At 62.2% G+C, this 17,617-nt stretch carries 17 protein-coding genes; 14 read left to right on the top strand and 3 right to left on the bottom strand.

All coding sequences use genetic code 11. The features are described 5' to 3' along the window. Positions 1-3: 3 nt before the first annotated feature. A complete protein-coding gene (locus V5N47_RS00695) occupies positions 4-1,278 on the top strand; it encodes a Xaa-Pro peptidase family protein (RefSeq protein ID WP_338728865.1) in 1,275 nt (424 codons plus the stop codon). Here the strand turns inward: V5N47_RS00695 and V5N47_RS00700 are convergent. Further along, positions 1,272-1,760 (bottom strand): GNAT family N-acetyltransferase, encoded by a 489-nt coding sequence (locus V5N47_RS00700; protein ID WP_338728867.1) that lies wholly within the window; start codon positions 1,758-1,760, stop codon positions 1,272-1,274. The genes V5N47_RS00695 and V5N47_RS00700 overlap by 7 nt on opposite strands. Before the next feature lie 77 nt (positions 1,761-1,837). On the opposite strand from V5N47_RS00700, the gene V5N47_RS00705 reads away from it, so the two are divergent. Then, the gene (locus tag V5N47_RS00705) at positions 1,838-2,842 is read left to right on the top strand and encodes an LLM class flavin-dependent oxidoreductase (protein WP_338728869.1); all 1,005 of its coding nucleotides are present in this window, start codon (positions 1,838-1,840) and stop codon (positions 2,840-2,842) included. A gap of 38 nt (positions 2,843-2,880) precedes the next feature. Continuing rightward, a complete protein-coding gene (locus tag V5N47_RS00710; protein ID WP_338728870.1) occupies positions 2,881-3,438 on the top strand; it encodes a class I SAM-dependent methyltransferase in 558 nt (185 codons plus the stop codon). On the opposite strand, the gene V5N47_RS00715 is transcribed toward V5N47_RS00710, so the two are convergent. Together V5N47_RS00715 and V5N47_RS00720 are read right to left on the bottom strand one after the other, a co-directional pair. Beyond that, entirely contained in the window at positions 3,435-3,896 is a 462-nt protein-coding gene (locus V5N47_RS00715; RefSeq protein WP_338728871.1) for a hypothetical protein, read from the bottom strand. The two genes, V5N47_RS00710 and V5N47_RS00715, sit on opposite strands and share 4 nt — an antisense overlap. A gap of 39 nt (positions 3,897-3,935) precedes the next feature. Next, positions 3,936-4,391 (bottom strand): acyl-CoA thioesterase, encoded by a 456-nt coding sequence (locus V5N47_RS00720; protein WP_338728872.1) that lies wholly within the window; start codon positions 4,389-4,391, stop codon positions 3,936-3,938. Between the two features lie 119 nt (positions 4,392-4,510). On the opposite strand from V5N47_RS00720, the gene V5N47_RS00725 reads away from it, so the two are divergent. The 11 genes from V5N47_RS00725 (at position 4,511) to V5N47_RS00775 (ending at position 17,578) form a co-directional block, all read left to right on the top strand. Further along, positions 4,511-5,059: a ribbon-helix-helix protein, CopG family gene (locus tag V5N47_RS00725; protein WP_338728874.1), complete on the top strand. Its 549-nt coding sequence runs from the start codon at positions 4,511-4,513 to the stop codon at positions 5,057-5,059. Positions 5,060-5,172: 113 nt separating this feature from the next. Continuing rightward, positions 5,173-6,540 (top strand): ABC transporter substrate-binding protein, encoded by a 1,368-nt coding sequence (locus V5N47_RS00730; protein WP_338728877.1) that lies wholly within the window; start codon positions 5,173-5,175, stop codon positions 6,538-6,540. A 66-nt stretch (positions 6,541-6,606) separates the two neighbouring features. Further along, positions 6,607-8,655, top strand: coding sequence for a hydantoinase/oxoprolinase family protein (locus V5N47_RS00735; RefSeq protein WP_338728879.1), 2,049 nt, complete (start codon positions 6,607-6,609; stop codon positions 8,653-8,655). Beyond that, a complete protein-coding gene (locus V5N47_RS00740) occupies positions 8,652-10,316 on the top strand; it encodes a hydantoinase B/oxoprolinase family protein (RefSeq protein ID WP_338728881.1) in 1,665 nt (554 codons plus the stop codon). Before V5N47_RS00735 ends, V5N47_RS00740 begins: the two co-directional genes overlap by 4 nt. Before the next feature lie 2 nt (positions 10,317-10,318). After that, positions 10,319-11,476 (top strand): MFS transporter, encoded by a 1,158-nt coding sequence (locus V5N47_RS00745; RefSeq protein WP_338728883.1) that lies wholly within the window; start codon positions 10,319-10,321, stop codon positions 11,474-11,476. A 52-nt stretch (positions 11,477-11,528) separates the two neighbouring features. Next, entirely contained in the window at positions 11,529-12,731 is a 1,203-nt protein-coding gene (locus V5N47_RS00750) for a branched-chain amino acid ABC transporter permease (RefSeq protein WP_338728884.1), read from the top strand. Further along, positions 12,731-14,185, top strand: coding sequence for a branched-chain amino acid ABC transporter permease (locus V5N47_RS00755; RefSeq protein WP_338728886.1), 1,455 nt, complete (start codon positions 12,731-12,733; stop codon positions 14,183-14,185). The genes V5N47_RS00750 and V5N47_RS00755 overlap by 1 nt, the downstream gene beginning before the upstream one ends. Further along, positions 14,178-14,951 carry an ABC transporter ATP-binding protein gene (locus V5N47_RS00760; protein WP_338728887.1) on the top strand — a complete coding sequence of 258 codons (774 nt, stop codon included), beginning with the start codon at positions 14,178-14,180 and terminating at the stop codon, positions 14,949-14,951. Before V5N47_RS00755 ends, V5N47_RS00760 begins: the two co-directional genes overlap by 8 nt. Beyond that, the gene (locus tag V5N47_RS00765) at positions 14,952-15,650 is read left to right on the top strand and encodes an ABC transporter ATP-binding protein (RefSeq protein WP_338728888.1); all 699 of its coding nucleotides are present in this window, start codon (positions 14,952-14,954) and stop codon (positions 15,648-15,650) included. 48 nt (positions 15,651-15,698) lie between these two features. Beyond that, on the top strand, positions 15,699-16,985 hold the full coding sequence (locus tag V5N47_RS00770) for a TraB/GumN family protein (RefSeq protein WP_338728889.1): 1,287 nt from the start codon (positions 15,699-15,701) through the stop codon (positions 16,983-16,985). Further along, on the top strand, positions 16,982-17,578 hold the full coding sequence (locus V5N47_RS00775) for a metalloprotease (protein WP_338728890.1): 597 nt from the start codon (positions 16,982-16,984) through the stop codon (positions 17,576-17,578). The genes V5N47_RS00770 and V5N47_RS00775 overlap by 4 nt, the downstream gene beginning before the upstream one ends. Positions 17,579-17,617 lie beyond the last annotated feature (39 nt).

Consider the following 17,617-nt stretch of genomic DNA (forward strand, 5'->3'; position numbering starts at 1 on the left):
TGTATGACGCGATACCGTCGAGATTTCATGGAGGGAACCCGCGGCACGCAAGCGGTAGACTGGGAAGAGCGCATCAACACCCAGCGCCTCCGCGAAGAGCGCCACGCGCGGGCGGTCGAACAGCTCAACGCAGAAGGCCTCGGGAGCATGCTCCTCATCGACGACCCGAACGTCCGGTACGTGACCGGCCTCGCCATGACTGGCGGGAGTGGCGCAGACCATTATACGTTGCTCACAGCGGACGGCTCGGTCGTCCACTGGGACACCGCAGATCACGCGAGCAACCAGCGCTTTAACTGCCCGTGGCTCGCTGACATTCGCTACGCCTGCCCCGGCCTCGGAAACGTCCCACGGGCATCTGGAAGCCCCTCTGCCCGGAAGTTCTTACTCGGGAAGATGGCCGAAACCGTCGTCGAGGCGATGGAGGAGTACGGCGTCAAAGGCCAGCCCATGGGCATCGACGTGGCGAACGGCGGCCTCGTCTCTGCCTTCGAAGAGCGCGGCGTGCAGGTCGAAGCCGAGAAATGTTCGCGGGCGATGGAGACGGCGCGAAAGACGAAGACGAAAGACGAAATCGAGTGCCTGCGACAGGTCGCGGCCATCTGCGAAGCGGGCTTCCAGAAAATCAAGGAAGTCGCCCGTCCCGGCATGCGCGAATCTGAGGTGTGGGGCGAGGCTGTCCGCGAACTCTGGCGACATGGTGCGTTCGTCGGCGGGGGCTACCTCACCTCCGGGCCGAACACGTGGCCAAAACATCAGGCGAACACGACGGACAGAATCCTGCGACCCGGCGACCTCGTGTACGCCGACTTCTACAACATCGGCTATCTCGGCTACCGTTCGTGTTACTACCGCACCTTCTCGCTTGGCGAGCCAACGAAGGCGCAGAAAGAAGCCTACGAACTCGCTCGCTCGAACCTCTACGCCGTCCTCGACCGCATCGAACCGGGTGCGACGACCGACGACGTGTGCAAGGGTTTCCCCGACATGGAGGGCGAACACGCAGACTACTACGGCGCGACCGACCACTGGCAAATGACGACCAACCACTGGGCACACGGTCTCGGCCTCCAACTCTACGAGGTGCCGCTCATCTGGCGGGGTATCTCAGAAGACCACCCAATCGGACTGGAAGAAGGGATGACGATGGCCGTCGAAACGCAAGAACCCGCAGACAGACAGGGCGTGCGCTTAGAGGAGATGGTCGTCGTCAGGGAGAATGGCGTCGAAATCCTGAGCCAGTGGCCGTCTGACGAGATTACCGTTATCGACTATTGACGGTGGATGACGTAGACGGCTTCGGGGTAGGCTTTCTCACCGATGTACGTCTCGCCTTCGCGCTCAAGAGCGAATCCGTAGTCTTCGTAAAAGGAATTGCCGAGTCGGTTGTCTTTGAGCACCATCGCCCGGACGAGGTCGACGCCGCGGTCGAACAGTTCGGTGACCGCACTTTGGAGGAGGGCCGTGCCGACGCCGCTTCGTCGGGCTTCGGGATGGACGTACAGTCTGAGGATATCTCCCTCGTCGTGGTTCCAGAGGGCGTGGACGAAGCCCGTGACAGTGTCGTCTTTCTCCGCGACGAGCATGACGGTGTCCGTCCGTTCGATCTCCTTTTTGATGAGGGCGGGATTATACCAGTCAGCGACGCCCTCGCTTGCCGTTTCACGGCTGAGAATCGTCGGGTAGTCGCCCTCCCACGACGCCTGCGCAACTGTCAAAATCCCCGTTGTATCCTCCGGCATCGCGGCCCTCACTGACATGCATACTCATAGCACGACAGGTCGATTAGTCTTTTCGTCGAAGCCACACCTATAACGGTCGCTTGCGTGGGTCGCGTATGCAGATTGGTACGGGCCTGTTCACCTGCCAGCATCGCCCTGACGATGACCGCTCACTGAACGAAATCTATCAGGAGATGCTCACGCTCGGACGCGCCATCGAGGATGCAGGGCTTGCCAGTGCGTGGGTCTCAGAACACCATTTTACCGACGACAGCTACCTCTCAGGGACGATGCCCGCCCTCGGCGCACTTGCAGCCACGACCGACGCAATCGAGATTGGGACGTGCATCGCGCTCGCACCGCTCTACGACTCGGTTCGCCTCGCAGAAGACGCCGCCACCGTTTCCCTGCTCGCAGATGGCCGCCTCTCGCTCGGGCTGGCCGTTGGCTACGTAGACGACGAGTTCGATCGCTTTGGCGTGCCGAAAGACGAACGAACTGCCCGACTCGAAGACGCCGTTTCGGTCCTTCGCGGCGCGTGGTCTGACGGCCCACTCAATTTCGCCTCACAATTCCACAACGTGCCCGACGACACGCTCGTGACGCCGAAACCGGAGTCCGCGCCGCCGGTACTCCTCGGCGGAAAGGCCAAACCTGCGGTTCGCCGCGCCGCACGTCTCGCAGACGGGTGGATTGCCCCCTCTTCGCTCTCCATCAAAGGCGTAAAACTCCGACAAGAGGACATCCACACCGTCCGCGAGCAGGAAGGAATCGACGGCGAATTCACGACGTACCTGATTCAACATGGTTTCGTCGCAAATTCGAAGGAAGCGGCGTGGGAGACGATGAAAGACGGCTATTGCTACCTCCAGCGCAAGTACGCAGAATGGGGAAGCGGCGAGACACTCGACGAACTGCCTGGAGACCGCGTCGAGGAACTCAGAGAACAGGCCATCTTCGGCACACCCGAGCAAGTCATCGACCAACTCGAACCCTACCGCGAGGCGCTTGGAGATAATGTCCACTTCATCTTCCGCACCTACTACCCCGGCATCGGCACCGACGAGATGGTCGCATGTATCGACCGACTTGGTGACGAAGTCGTCCCACACTTCGCCTGAGGTTACACACTTTTCGCGTTCCCGGTCGTACACGAAGTATGGGCTTTCACACGTTCAACAAAGACCACGCAGGATTTCTTGATGACCCAATTCGCTATCGCTTCCTCTCGGTTGACGAACTCTTGGCTCACCTCGAACCCGAGAGCGAAATGACCGTCGGAGACCTCGGCAGTGGTACGGGATTCTACACCGACCACGTCGCACCCTACGTTTCGAAAGTGTACGCGGTGGACGTCCAGGAGGGAATGCACGACCTATACCGTGAGAAAGGCGTTCCCGAAAACGTCTCGTTGACCACGGCAGAAATCGGTGATTTGCCCTTCGCAGACGAGTCACTCGATGCGGCGCTCTCGACGATGACGTACCACGAGTTCGCGGATGACTCGGCGCTCGCGGAGGTACGTCGCGTGCTGAAACCCGGCGGCAAACTGGTCGTCGCAGACTGGTCTGCAAACGGCGAGAACGTCGAAGGCCCGCCGCTGACAGAGCGATTCTCACTCGCGGATGCGAAAGCGCATCTTGAAGCCGCCGGGTTCACCGTCGAATTTGCGAGCGAACGCGTGGAAACGTTCGTGGTTGTCGCGACGAAAAACTAGCTGAAGTCAGGGAGGTCTTCCGGAGCCTCGTATTCTGCTTCCCAGTCTACGTACTCCTCTTTTAACACGTCGCTCACGATCTGGCCGAGTTCGGTGAGTCCGGCGTTGATGGCAGAGACGTCACCCCACGAGGTGAGGCCGGGGTGGAGATTCTGTTCTTTCCAGTTTTCGGGGAGCCCCGGCGCGTGGTAGCCAACCCGGTCTGCAAAATCGTCCCAGAAGAAATCGAACTCGGAGATGAGCGAGAGGTCTTCGACGACGCCGAACTGGGCTTCGGTCACGTCCGTGTGCTCTGCCCACTCGTTGAACGAGCGTTCCCACGCACCGTCTTCTAAGAACTCCTGTAACTCCTCTCTGCGGTAGTCTTGGGAGCCAAACACCTCCACATCCTCGTAGTCAGCAACGTCCGTGTTGGCGACGATGCGCGGTGCGGGTGGGGCGTCGATGTCGAGACTCATAGGAGAATATATGTGAGAAGCCCGGATAAAACCGCGTCCCTACGCCCTGCCGTTCATTTCGGCTTCGGCGTTGAGGGCTTCGTCGAGGAGGCGTTGGCCGTCGGTAGTTGCCGCCTCGAGGTCGGGCACTTCCGTTGGCTTGTGGTGGTCGTCGATGGCGACGTAGACGAAAAACGACTCCGTCGTGAGTTCGGTGTCGCCGGTGAGTGGGTCTTCGCGGTAAGCGCGCAAGCGAACCCGGACGCTCGTCCGCCCGGCTTTGTAGACGTAGGCGCGGATGAGCGCGGTCTCACCAAGCGGAATCGGGCGGTGGAAGTTCACTTGGTCCATGCGCGCGGTGACGCAGGTTTCACCGGCAAACCGCATCGCTGACATCGCTCCGACTTCGTCCATCCACTTCATCACGTTGCCACCGTGGGCGATTTCGTAGGTGTTGGTGTGGTTTGGCAAGATGAGTTCACGATTCTCGATATACGTCTCCATGAGCGATGGCATACGTCGGGGTTTTCGCGGGAGGGAAATGAGTCTGCTGTCTCTCACGCTCGAAACCAAACTAGTACGATTCCAGACACGATTCGTGACCTTTACCGCACTCCGCCCCTGAGTGTGAGTGTATGTCACATGACAGGGTGACAGTTTCGCTCGACACCGACGCACGGGCGGCGCTCGAAGACCTGACGAGCCGCACCGGTGTGGGCCAGAGTGAGATGGTTCGACGCGCGCTCACCTTTTACGCCGCGAACTTTCAGGCCGCAACGACAGAGACGAGTGTAAATCTGCAAGACTACCACAAGATGCTCTCAGGTGGCGAACACGCACTGTTCGACATCGACTTCCTCCACTGCTTTCTCGACTACGTCGAAGGAGAAAACGGCGAGCCAGACCCGGAGTTTCTCGCGGACGCGGACAAAGTCTCAGACTACCACGCCCACGAGTACAAAGGCCAGTTCGATAACTTAGGCGAAATGCTCGAATGGCTCTCACTGTGTGGCTTTCTCACCGTCAGGCGCAGCGAGGAGAACACCTACCACGTCGTCTACCCCTCAGAACAGCTCCGCTGGTTCATGACCAGATTCATCCAACGGAGTTCGGTTCACCTGCCGTTCACAATCGAAATCGAAGAGGGACTCACGAAGGTGCTGATGACCGAAGTTCCAGAATAGTAGACCGCCGCTGCATAACTTTTCATACGTTTTCACAACAGTTCATACTCAGTATTGCTACTGTGAGACAGGGTAACAAGAGTCTATATATGGATAGTGGTCTGACTCCGACCATGGCATCGGGTGACAATTTCGTACGAGAACTTCAGCGTCGGCGGTTCCTGCGCCTCGCAGGGCTTGCAGGCGCGACCGGGCTCGCGGGATGTATCAGTCAAGAAGACGTCCAAGACGACGGCGGCTCCGATGGCGGTGGCGGCGGAACCGAAGAAGGCAGTGGCGGAGACGGTGGCTCTGAGACAGACGACGGCGACTCCGGCGACGGCGACAGCGGTGGCGACAGTTCGCCGGTCGATGTCGGCGTGGTCATCCCGTTCAGCGGCGACCTCTCTGACTTCGGTGGCCCAATGATGAACGCGCTCCGGATGGCCCAAGAGGACATCAACGCGGCGGGCGGCCCGCTCGGGCGCGAGCTTACCCTGCACGACGAGGACTCGGGCACCGACTCGACGCAGGGTGTGAACGCGGCGAACAAACTCGTGGACACGAACGACGTGAGCGCGCTCATCGGCGCGGTATCGAGCGGTGTCACCATCAGCATCGCAAAGTCGGTGACCGTGCCGAGCAACGTACTTCACATCACGTCCGCCTCGTCCTCACCGAGCATCTCGACGCTTGACGACAACGACCTCGTCTTCCGCACGCGGACAAACGACCGCTTCGTCGCAAAGGTGATGGCGAAAATCATCGAAGACCAAGGCGTCGAGAAGGCGTCGGTCATCTACATCAACAACGACTTCGGCGAGGCGCTCGCCGACACGTTCGAGTCGACCTTCTCGGGGACGACGACCACGACTATCGGGTACGAATCCGGGCAATCGTCGTACCAGCAAATTCTCGCAAAGGCGTTCGAAGACGACCCCGGCTTCGTCGCGTTCGCGGGCTACCCCGAGAGCGGGACGACCATGCTCAGCCAGTGGGCAGAAGAGGGCTACGGCGGCAACTGGGTGCTTCACACCAGCCTGCTCTCTGAGGACGTTATCGAAAACGTCGGCGCAGACGTGATGAACGGGATGTACGGCGTCCGCACGCAGCCACCAAGCGGTGGCGCGACGGAGACGTTCGTCTCGGAGTATCAGGAAGCTTACCCGGACGCGCAGGTGTTCGACCCGTACTCGTGGAACTCCTACGACGCGCTCGTCTCCTATGCGCTCGCCGTCCACAAAGCGGGCACGGACGACGCCGCAGACGTCAAAAAGGCCATGCGCGAGGTTTCGAACCCTGACGGCGAGCAAGTAAGTTACGCCGAGTTCGGTGCGGGCGTCGAGAAGTTAGACGCCGGAACGGCAATCGACTACAGCGGTCCGAGTGGCAACGTCAATTACGACGACAACGGCGACGTGGCCAGTGACATGGTTATCGTCCAAGTTGAGGATGGCGAGTTCAAAAACCAGGACACGATTCCAGCAGACGACCTCGTCTAACCACTTCAGTGAACCCATATTTCAGTACATGACCAACACAGCAGTGTCTACAAACGCGGAGGCCCCATGAGTGACGGACGGCGCATCGGCGTCGACATCGGTGGGACGTTCACGGACATCGTCACCATCCACGACGGCGAGGTGACGGTGAGCAAGACGCCATCGACGCCCGCCTCGCCCGACGAGGGCGTGATAAACGGGCTCCAGAAGGTGCGCGAACGCGAGGGCTTCGACGCCGCGGAAATCGGCTTTTTGGCTCACGGCACCACGGTTGCGACCAACGCCGTCTTGGAAGGCGAGTGGGCCGACACCGCCCTCATCACGACCGAGGGCTTTCGCGACGTGCTCGAAATCGGTAGACAGGCCCGGCCCGACATCTACGATTTTCAGGTCGAAAAGCCCGTGCCGGTGGTCGAACGCGACCGCCGCTACGAGGTGCGCGAACGCCTCGATGAGCGCGGGAACGTCCTCACGGAACTCGACGAAGCCGAGGTGCGCGACCTCGCCGCCCGTCTTATCGAGGCGGACGTAGACAGCGTGGCAATCAGCCTGCTCTACTCGTTCGAAGACGACAGCCACGAGCGGCGCGTCCGCGAGCTACTCCGGGAAGAAGGCTTAGACGCATCCTACTCACTGTCGAGCAATGTCCTTCCGGAAATCCGCGAGTACGAGCGCACGCTGACGACGGCACTAAACGGCGCGCTGAAACCGGTGATGGACCGGTACATCGGCAACTTAGAGACCAAAGTCGAAGCCGAGGGCGTCGGTGCGGAACTCAAAATCATGCAGTCAAACGGCGGCATCATCACCGCCGATATCGCGCGCGAACGCCCGGTCAACACGCTTCTCTCTGGGCCTGCGGGCGGCGTCCAAGGCGCAACCTACGTCTGTGGCCTCTCCGGCGAATCGAACCTCATCACGATGGACATGGGCGGCACCTCGTGTGACGTGTCGCTCGTCGAAAACGGCACGCCGCTCGTCTCGACGGATACGAACATCGGCGAGTACCCCGTCTCAGTCCCGACCATCGACATCCACACCGTGGGCGCGGGCGGCGGCTCAATCGCGTGGATTGACGCCGGGGGCGCACTCCGCGTCGGCCCGAAATCCGCGGGCGCAGACCCCGGCCCAATCTGTTATGGGCGCGGTGGCACCCAGCCGACGATTACCGACGCGAATCTCCTGCTCGGGCGCATCGACCCGAGCGCGTTCCTCTCGGGCGAACTCGACGTGGAACTCGAAGACGTGCGTCGTATCGTCAACGACCAAATCGCAGCCCCACTCGACATGACGGTCACAGAGGCCGCCCAAGGCATCTTAGACGTTGCGAACGCGAACATGGCACGAGCGCTTCGGGTCGTGAGCGTCGAACGCGGCTACGACCCCCGCGAGTTCGGCCTCGTCGCATTTGGCGGCGCAGGACCGCTGCACGCCTGCAAACTCGCAGAAGAACTCGACATTCCGAAGGTCATCGTCCCGCGGACGGCCGGTGTCCTCTCCGCGCTCGGCTTGCTCATCAGCGACATCCTCTACGACTACAGCACCTCGCGCGTGCGGCCGTGGCAGGACATCACGCCTGAGTCACTCGGCGCACAGTTCGCAGAGTTCGCGAAAAAAGGCGAACAGCGACTGGCCGCAGAGGACTTGGCCGCAGACGCGATGCAGTTCGAGCGGACGGTTGACCTGCGCTATGCGGGCCAAGCGTTCGAACTCTCCGTGCCGGTTCCAGACGGCGAATTGGACGACACGAAACTCTCGACCATCGCCGCGCAATTCCACGACCGCCACGAACAGCGCTACGGACACGCCTACCGTGATGAACCGGTCGAACTCGTCACCATCCGCCTGCGGGCGCGTGGCGTGGTCGAAACGCCAAATCTTCGCCCGGCGGATGCGGGCGGGGAAGTCGATGACGCCGTTCTTTCGGCCCGCGACGTGGCCTTTGACGGCGAAACGCACGAGACGCTCATCTATGACCGCGGCGACCTTCCAACGGGCGCGAGCTTCGAAGGGCCAGCCATCGTGAGCGGCGTCGAGAGTACCGTCGTCATCCACCCCGGCGGGCAGGTGTCGATAGATGACTTCGGCAGCCTGCACGTGGAGGTCTCCCAATGAACATCGACTCAGTCACGCTCGAAGTCATCAGAAACGCCTGTATCGCCATCGCAGAGGAGATGAACGCGAACCTGATTCGCACCGGTTACTCGCCGAACATCAAAGAGCGCCGCGACTGCTCGTGTGCGATGTTCGACGCGACGGGTGAACTCATCTCTCAAGCCGAAAACATGCCCGTCCATCTCGGCGCGATGCCGTTTTCGGTGGCCGCCGCCATCGACCGCTTCCCACCGGAAACGCTCGAAGAAGGCGATGCAATCCTGCTCAACGACCCGTTCCGCGGCGGGGCGCACCTGCCAGACCTGACACTTGTGACGCCCGTGTTCGTAGCGGGCGACATCGTCGCCTACGCCGCGAACCGCGCCCACCACGCCGACATTGGCGGGGCGCGAGCGGGCAGCGTGGCCGCAGACTCCACGGAGATTTACCAAGAAGGGCTGCGAATCCCACCCGTGAAACTGTTCGCCGGTGGCGAGGTGAACGAGCCGGTGATGGAGATGATTCTCTCGAACGTGCGCACGCCGGACGAACGCCGCGGCGACCTCCGGGCACAGGAAGCCGCGAATCAGACGGGCAAACGCCGGTTCATCGAACTGGTCGAAAAGTACGGCACGGACACGCTCTCAGTGGCGCTCGACGAAATCAAAGACTACTCAGAGCGACGGATGCGCGCAGAAATTGAGGAGTTGCCAGACGGCACCTACCAGTTCGACGACGTGCTCGACGACGACGGCGCGGGCAACGAGAACCTGCCAGTCGTCGCGCAAGTGGAGGTCGAAGGCGATTCCGTCCACGTCGATTTCACCGGGACGGCCCCACAGACAGACGGCCCCGTGAACGCGGTGTTCGCGGTCACAGCGTCTGCGACCTACTACGCCGTCCGCTGTGTGACCGACCCCGACATTCCGCCGAATCACGGGTGTTATCGGCCAATCGACATCCACGCGCCCGAGGGGACGATTGTGAACCCCCAACTCCCGGCGGCAGTCGTCGGCGGAAATTTAGAGACCTCCCAGCGCGTGACTGACGTGGTGCTCGGCGCGTTCGGCGGGCAGGTTCCAGAGCGCGTCGTCGCCGCCTGTCAGGGGACGATGAACAACATCACCTTCGGCGGCACTGACCCACGCGACGGCTCGCCATACGCCTTCTACGAGACGCAAGGCGGCGGCTTCGGCGGCCGCGCGGGCAAAGACGGCATGGACGGCGTCCACGTCCACATGTCGAACACGATGAACACCCCAATCGAGGTGCTTGAAACAGCCTACCCGCTCCGGGTGACGCGCTACGAACTGCGCGAAGATTCGGGCGGTGCGGGCGAGTTCCGCGGCGGCCTCGGCCTCCGTCGGGACATCCAAGTGCGCGACCACCGCGCGACGTTCAGTCTGCTCGCAGACCGCCACGTGAACGCCCCCTACGGCCTCGCTGGCGGCGAATCAGGCGGCAGAGGCGCGGCCTACCTCACCGACGACGGCGAGGAGACGAAACTCCCCCAGAAATCGACGCATAACCTCGAACCCGGCCAGACCGTGAGCGTACGGACGCCGGGGGCGGGTGGCTACGGCAGCCCCGACGACCGCGACCCCGAGGCAATCGCCCGGGACGTGCGCCTCGGAAAGGTGTCTGCCGACTTCGCCCGCGAACACTACGGCTACGAGGAATAAACATGGCGAACGCACCTGCACGGACACTCAAATACGCGCCCCACCTCGCGATGGGGTGCGTCGGGTACGTGACGTTCGCATACGCCGCCGTCCCGGACGTCCTCATGGCGACGTACGACGTGGGCTTTACCGCCGTTGGCTTGCTCATGAGCGCGGCGCTCGTTTCATTCGTCCTCGTGCAGGTGCCTGCAAGCCACCTCGTCGCCCGGTTTGCGACGACTCGCCTCCTGTTTGGCGCGGTGGTGTTTCACGCCATCTTCGCCGTTGCCCTCGACTTTGCGTCGAGCTACGAAACCCTGCTCGTCCTCCGGGCGTGTTGGGGGCTTGCCGGTGGGTTCGTTCTCTCGGTTGGCGCAACCCACATCGCCCGCCTCTACGCAGGCACGTCCGCGACGCACCATCAGGGTGTCTTCGGCGGGATGCTCACCTTTGGCGGTGCGATCGGCTTCGCCGCCGCCCCCACGCTCATCGAACTTGGACTGCTTCACAGTCCCGGTGCGCTGCTTTCTGTACCGGCGCTCGTCGCATGCTGGCGCGAGCGTCATGACGCACAGACGGCCCCATCAGGGGAGGGACCACGCGGAACCCTGTCATCCGTCCTCTCCCCGCCGGTCGTCCTCGCGTCACTTTGCTACATTGCAATTATCAGTTCATACATCACCCTCTCTACGTTCATCACGGCCTTCGCCGCGGATTTGAACGTGACCGGGCCGCTCAACGTGGCCGTGTTACTCACGGCGACTGCCGGGCGCATCACCGGCGGCACCGTCGTCTGGCGGTGGTCGCTTGGCGACCCGTGGTTTATCGGCGGCGCAACCGCCGTCGCCGCGGTCTGTTTTGGCGCGCTCGCGGTGGTTGCTCCATCGCCGCTGTTACTCATCTTACCCGTCGTGGCGATGCTCGCCGTATCGGTTCCGTTCGGCGCGGTGTTCAACGTCACCGCCGGAGCCACGTCCTCAGAGGGGTCGGCAATCGCGGTCGTCGTCGCGGCGGGCAACGTTGCGGCGTTGATTCTGCCAGCGGTCACGGGCGCGCTCCGCGACGCAACCGGCGAGTACGCGAGCGGATTCGTCTTGCTCGCCGCACTCAACCTCGTCGCGCTCGGCGCGGCCACATTGCTCGGCACGAAACAGTTCTCACCCCAGGTTCAGCACTCATGATTCGGAACACCACCCACACGGACGCACAGACCCACGCGGAGGTGGCTCGCTGATGGCATCGGCGGGCCTCCTTGACGCGATTTTACAGGGATTAATTACGGGTACGATTATCGCGGCGGGCGCACTCGGCCTGTCGCTCATCTACTCCATCGCGGAAGTGCCGAACTTCGCCCACGGCGACATGATTACCATCGGCGCGTATCTGACACTCGCGCTCAACAAACCCGGCGCGGTGCCGTTCGTCCCTGACTTCGGGGGCCTCCCGCTCATCGCCGCGGGCATCGTCGGTATCACCGTCGCCGGGGGAACTGGTGCGGTGTATGAACTCGCTATCTTCCGGCGGTTCCGGTCGAAAGGCGCAGACCTCATCACGATGGTCATCGTCTCGCTCGGCCTCGCGCTCGTGTTGCGCAACGTCGTGTTGTTCCTCGTCGGCTCGGGGAACATCAACTACAACACCGAACGCGTGACGAACACGAACGTCGAACTCTACCTGACCGGCAGCGGCCTCAGCGTCCAAACCGTCCAGCGGCAAGCGGGCGACCTCGTCACCCTCGGCGAATGGGGCTACGGCTGGCTTAGCCTGCTCGTCATCGTCGGTGTCGCCATCGCGGCGGGCATTGGCGTCTACCGCCTGCGAACCGACGACACGGGCTTCGAGACGGTACACCTCGTCTCCCCACGAGTCCTCGGCGTGGCAGCGGGTATCGCCACCTTCGGCGTGCTCGCAACCGTGCTCCAAGGCGCACCGCTCGCCATCGACGCCGCGGCGTGGTCTACGAGCATCGGCGTGAGCATCAAGTACGGCGTCATCCTCGGGCTGACGCTCGTCACGATGCTCGCCATGAATCTCCTGCTCAAGGGCACGCGAACGGGCCGGGCAATGCGCGCGACGGCGGACAACATGGCGCTCGCGGAGATTCGCGGCGTCAACATCGACCGCGTGCAGTTGGTCGTCTGGGTCATCGCAGCACTGCTCACCGCGCTCGCAGGGATTCTGACCGGCTGGTTTGCGAGCAACCTGAATCCGAACATGGGCTTTTCGCTGTTGCTCCCTATCTTCGCCGCCGTCATCATGGGCGGGATTACCTCGCCGTACGGTGCGGTGCTCGCCAGCCTCATCATCGGCGTCTCGATGGACGTGGGCGTGTTCTTGCTCCCTGCGGAGTTTGCGACCTACCGGACCGCAATTGCCTTCGTCATCCTCATCGCGGTGTTGCTTGTGAAGCCTGAGGGCCTGTGGGGTGATGTCTGATGGCGCTTGCTGATTTCTTCATCAGCCTCATGACGTTCGTGACCATCTACAGCCTCTTCGCGCTCGGGTTGAACGTGAAGTTCGGCTTTACCGGCCTCATCGACTTCGGGCACGTCGCCTACTTCATGATTGGCGCGTATGTCACCGTCTTCCTCGCCATGCCTGCGGGCATCTCAGAGACCTACGAAGGTATCTCTGGCCTCGGCCTCGCCACCATGTTCGCGGGTGTTCCGGGTGGCGACTTACTAGGGTGGGCACTCGCGCTCGTCCTTGGCATGCTCGCCGCGGCGCTCGTCTCGCTGCTCGTCGGGATTCCGACGATACGCCTGCGCGAGGACTATCTGGCGATTACCGCACTCGGCATTGCGACCATCCTGAACGCCGTGTTCCACAACGAACGCTGGCTGTTCAACGGCGCGTTCGGGATTCGTGAGATTCCACGCCCCCTCGAAGCTGTGTTCCCAATCGGGACGGGAAGCTTCCAACTCAATCTCCTCATCTTCGGCCTGCCTTCGGTGTTCGCCCTCGGGTATGTGGGCTACCGCACGGTGAAGGTCGTCCGCCCGCTCTCGGCGCGGGAAACTGCACTCGGTGTGGGAACCACCCTCGCACTGGCGGGGAGTCTCGGCTTCGTCATCACGACGATGCTCGGCCTCGTCGTGAATCTCGGCGTCGTCTCGCTCAACGTGGACAACACCATTGCGCTCCTGTTGCTCGTTCTCGCGGTGGTGCTCGGACGACAGGCGCTGCGCGAAACGGACCACATCGGCTCGTTGCTCGCGCTCGTCTCAGCGGTGTTGTTCAGCCTGTGGTATCTCGGACAGCCGCTCGTCAAACTCGTCACCGACGGAAACACGAGCGACTTGCTGCTCAACCTGTTCTGGCTCTACGACGCGAACGCTGGAAGCGCAGGCGGCCTCGACTACGACCGCTTTTTCTTCCTGTTCACGCTCGTGTTGCTCGCGGGCGCGTACTGGTGGGTCCAGCGCACCGTGAACAGCCCGTACGGGCGCGTCCTCCGAGCGGTTCGCGACGACGAGACGGTTCCGGAAGCCCTCGGGAAACCGACCTTCCGCTACAAGATTCAGAGCCTGATGTTCGGCTCTGCGCTCGCCGGCGCGGCCGGTGGGCTGTGGGCGGCGAACATTGGCTTCATCGACCCAACGCAGTTCGCTTCGACGGTGACGTTCTTTGCCTACACCGCGGTCATCATCGGCGGGACGGCGAACAACCGCGGTGTCATCCTCGGCACGGCGGTGTTCTGGGTCATCAACTCGGGGACGCGCTTCCTCGATGACTTCTTCCCGAGCGAGTACGCCCAGCAGCTCGCCGCGTTGCGACTCATCCTCATCGGGGGGCTGCTCATCGTCATCCTCTACTACCGGCCGGAGGGGATGCTCGGCGAGCAGGACTACGACATCGACCTCGGCCGGGGAGGTGTGAGCGATGACTGACATCCAGAACCCAATCCTCGACATTCAGGGCTTAGAAAAGCACTTTGGGGGTATTACCGCCATCGACGGCCTCGATATGCAGGTCGGCGACGGCATCACGGGTCTCATCGGCCCGAACGGTGCCGGGAAGACGACGTTTTTCAACTGCGTCACTGGCTTTCTCACGCCGGACGCGGGGAGCGTCGAGTTTGCCGGGACGAACATCACCGGCAAGCGTCCGTCTGCAATCGCAGACGAAGGGCTCGTCCGGACGTTCCAAATTCCCCGCGAACTGCCGGAGATGACTGTCCGTGAAAATCTACAACTCGCGCCGAAAGCCCAGAGCGGCGAAAACCTCGCCACCGCGTGGCTCCGCGGCGATTCGTTTGCTGAAGACGAACGGCGCGTCCGCCGAAAGGCGGCTGAGATGGCGGAGTTCCTGGAAATCGACCACGTCCTCGACGCGAAAGCCGGGACGCTTTCGGGGGGCCAGCGCAAGCTGCTCGAACTCGCGCGCGTCTTGCTCACCGAACCGGACATGGTTCTCCTTGACGAACCGCTTGCGGGCGTGAATCCGACGCTCGAACGCAAGATTCTCGCGCGCATCCACGACCTCGAAGCGGAGGGCTACAGCTTCCTCTTCATCGAACACGACATCGACATCATCATGGAAACCTGCGAACGCGTCGTCGTCATGCACCAAGGACAGGTGCTCACGGCTGGCGAGCCGGAGGCGGTAAAGCGCGACGAACGCGTCATCGAAGCCTACCTCGGGGAGGAGGTCTGAATGCTCGAACTCACGAACCTCGATGCGGGCTACGGCGACCTCCAGATTCTCACCGACGTGGACATGGTGGTCGAAGCAGGCGAATACGTGACGATTGTCGGCCCGAACGGCGCAGGTAAATCGACCGCGATGAAGTCCGTGTTCGGCTTGACGACGCACATGGGCGGCACTGTCACGTTTCGTGACGAAGATATTCAGGGCGTTGACACGCCCGAGATTATCCAGCGGGGAATTGGCTTCGTCCCACAGTCGGACAACATCTTCCCGACGATGACGGTGCAGGAAAATCTGGAGATGGGCGCGTACATCGACGACAGCGAAACGCAGGCAGCCATCGACGCCGTTTTCGAGCGGTTTCCCATCTTAGAAGAACGCAAGCGCCAGCGTGCGGGAACCATGTCCGGCGGCCAGCGCCAGATGCTCGCGATGGGGAGTGCACTCATGCTCGAACCGGATTTGCTCCTGCTCGACGAACCGTCTGCGGGACTCGCCCCGGATCTGGTCGATGAGATGTTCGACAAAATCGACGAGATCAACGATGCGGGCACGGCCATCATGATGGTCGAGCAGAACGCGAAGGAGGCGCTTCGCCGGTGTGACCGCGGCTACGTATTGGTGAACGGTGAGAACGCCTACGACGGGCCGGGCGACGAGTTGCTGGCAGACGACGAGGTTCGCCAGCGCTTCCTCGGGGGCTGAGTCAGAGACTCCGACAACGGTAAAAGCCGCGCCCCTGTAACGGAGGTGATGAGTGAGTCCGCGGAGCCGTCCCCCGCAGAAGGCAGCGTGCGTGTCGTGGGGACAGCCCACGTCTCCGCCGACAGCGTCGACGAAGTAGAGCAGGTCATCGACGACGAACGACCCGACGTGGTCGCCGTCGAACTCGACGAGGGTCGCTATCGCCAACTCAAAGGCGAGACGCCGGACAACCTCGACGCAAGCGACCTGCTTCACGGCAACACGGTGTTCCAATTTCTCGCCTACTGGCTGCTTTCGTACATTCAGACCCGAATGGGCGAGCGATTCGACATCAAGCCCGGCGCAGACATGATGGCGGCGGTCGAAACAGCAGAGTCGTTGGGAATTAACGTCGCCCTCGTTGACCGCGACATTCAGGTCACCATCCAGCGATTCTGGGCGCGGATGACCTTTTTCGAGAAGCTACGGATGCTCTGGCAGTTGACCGTCGGCCTCGCCGGATTCGGCGACGAAGCAGAAGACATTGACATGGACGAGCTGACTAACGCGGACGTGGTCACCGCGATGATGGCCGAATTCCGCCGCTTTTCGCCGGGCGGGGCAGAAGCCCTGATCGACGAACGCGACGCCTTCATCGCCCACCGCCTCGTGGCGCTGCGCGAACAGGGCTTCGACGTGGTCGCAATCGTCGGTGCAGGCCACCGTGCGGGGATTCTTGGCTACCTCGAAAACCCGGCCTCGCTGCCGCCGATGGAGAACCTCGTTGGCGTCCAGAAAAAGCGCTTTTCGGTGTACAAGGCGTTTGGCTACCTGTTCACCCTCGGTTTCCTCGTGTTCTTCATCCTGCTTGCGATGGCGGGCGCACGCGACGGCTTCCTGCTCGAACTGTTCGTCGCCTTCTTCCTCATAAACGGCATCTTCTCGTTTACGCTTGCGAAGGTCGCCGGTGCCCACTGGTCGAGCGCGACCATTGGCGGGGCCGTGGCGTGGATGACGAGCGTGAATCCACTGCTTGCACCCGGTTGGTTTGCGGGCTACGTCGAACTGCGTTACACCAGCGTCAACATCACAGACATCGGCAAACTCAACGACATTCTCTCTGACGAACAGAGCCCGATGGGCGACCTGTGGTCGCGGATGAAGGCCGTCCCGCTGTTTCGGCTCATTCTCATCGTGGCGATGACCAACATCGGGAGCATGATTGCGAGCGTCCTGTTCGCGTTCGTCGTCCTGCCGTACATGGCCGCTGACGTCGGCGGTATCGACGGGGTTGCCCGTCTGATGGTACAGGGCGCAGAAAACAGCGCAGACCTCATCTTGAGGCAGTTTACATGAATTTTAGCGCAAAAGAAGTCCAAGACCTCGTCATCGCGTGGATAGCCCTCGGCGTGGCGTTTACGTTCTTCCTCGCCGGGCCGAGTATCGTCCAATCAACCCAACTGCCGCTCGTCATCGGGGTGAGCATGCTCACCGTCGGCATTGGGTTCCTGCTCCACGAGTTGGCCCACAAGGTGACGGCCATCCGCTTCGGGCAGGTCGCGGAGTTCCGCGCCGACTACGGCATGCTCATGCTCGCCGTCGCGGCCGGACTCGCGGGCTTCCTGTTTGCCGCGCCGGGCGCCGTCTACCACGCCGGGCGCAACGTCACGAAGCGAGAAAACGGCCTGATTGCCCTCGCCGGGCCGGTCACGAACCTCCTGCTCGCGGCCGTGTTCGCGCCGCTCGCATTCGGCGTGGGCGGGACGCTTGGCTACGTTGGCCAACTCGGCTTGACCATCAACCTCCTGCTCGCCGGATTCAACATGCTCCCCTTTGGCCCGCTCGACGGCAAGAGCGTGTTTCGATGGAGTAAGGTCGTGTTCCTCGTGGTCTTCCTCCCGAGTGCGGCGCTCGCACTCCTCGCGTTGTTCAGATTCGGCCTCACGTAACCGGGCCGGGGAATCGGAGTCCTTTTTGTTCCATCCAAC

Origin of the sequence: Haladaptatus sp. DJG-WS-42, assembly GCF_037198285.1 — an archaeon.
In the GTDB taxonomy this organism is placed as follows: domain Archaea; phylum Halobacteriota; class Halobacteria; order Halobacteriales; family Halococcaceae; genus QDMS2.

Excerpts from the sequence above, each read along its gene's own strand:
- V5N47_RS00700 (WP_338728867.1), bottom strand. The coding sequence starts at position 1,760 with ATGTCAGTGAGGGCCGCGATGCCGGAGGATACAACGGGGATTTTGACA.
- V5N47_RS00775 (WP_338728890.1), top strand. The coding sequence starts at position 16,982 with ATGAATTTTAGCGCAAAAGAAGTCCAAGACCTCGTCATCGCGTGGATA.
- V5N47_RS00735 (WP_338728879.1), top strand. The coding sequence starts at position 6,607 with ATGAGTGACGGACGGCGCATCGGCGTCGACATCGGTGGGACGTTCACG.
- V5N47_RS00740 (WP_338728881.1), top strand. The coding sequence starts at position 8,652 with ATGAACATCGACTCAGTCACGCTCGAAGTCATCAGAAACGCCTGTATC.
- V5N47_RS00710 (WP_338728870.1), top strand. The coding sequence starts at position 2,881 with ATGGGCTTTCACACGTTCAACAAAGACCACGCAGGATTTCTTGATGAC.
- V5N47_RS00730 (WP_338728877.1), top strand. The coding sequence starts at position 5,173 with ATGGCATCGGGTGACAATTTCGTACGAGAACTTCAGCGTCGGCGGTTC.
- V5N47_RS00750 (WP_338728884.1), top strand. The coding sequence starts at position 11,529 with ATGGCATCGGCGGGCCTCCTTGACGCGATTTTACAGGGATTAATTACG.
- V5N47_RS00765 (WP_338728888.1), top strand. The coding sequence starts at position 14,952 with ATGCTCGAACTCACGAACCTCGATGCGGGCTACGGCGACCTCCAGATT.
- V5N47_RS00770 (WP_338728889.1), top strand. The coding sequence starts at position 15,699 with ATGAGTGAGTCCGCGGAGCCGTCCCCCGCAGAAGGCAGCGTGCGTGTC.
- V5N47_RS00705 (WP_338728869.1), top strand. The coding sequence starts at position 1,838 with ATGCAGATTGGTACGGGCCTGTTCACCTGCCAGCATCGCCCTGACGAT.
- V5N47_RS00760 (WP_338728887.1), top strand. The coding sequence starts at position 14,178 with ATGACTGACATCCAGAACCCAATCCTCGACATTCAGGGCTTAGAAAAG.
- V5N47_RS00715 (WP_338728871.1), bottom strand. The coding sequence starts at position 3,896 with ATGAGTCTCGACATCGACGCCCCACCCGCACCGCGCATCGTCGCCAAC.
- V5N47_RS00720 (WP_338728872.1), bottom strand. The coding sequence starts at position 4,391 with ATGCCATCGCTCATGGAGACGTATATCGAGAATCGTGAACTCATCTTG.
- V5N47_RS00725 (WP_338728874.1), top strand. The coding sequence starts at position 4,511 with ATGTCACATGACAGGGTGACAGTTTCGCTCGACACCGACGCACGGGCG.
- V5N47_RS00745 (WP_338728883.1), top strand. The coding sequence starts at position 10,319 with ATGGCGAACGCACCTGCACGGACACTCAAATACGCGCCCCACCTCGCG.
- V5N47_RS00695 (WP_338728865.1), top strand. The coding sequence starts at position 4 with ATGACGCGATACCGTCGAGATTTCATGGAGGGAACCCGCGGCACGCAA.
- V5N47_RS00755 (WP_338728886.1), top strand. The coding sequence starts at position 12,731 with ATGGCGCTTGCTGATTTCTTCATCAGCCTCATGACGTTCGTGACCATC.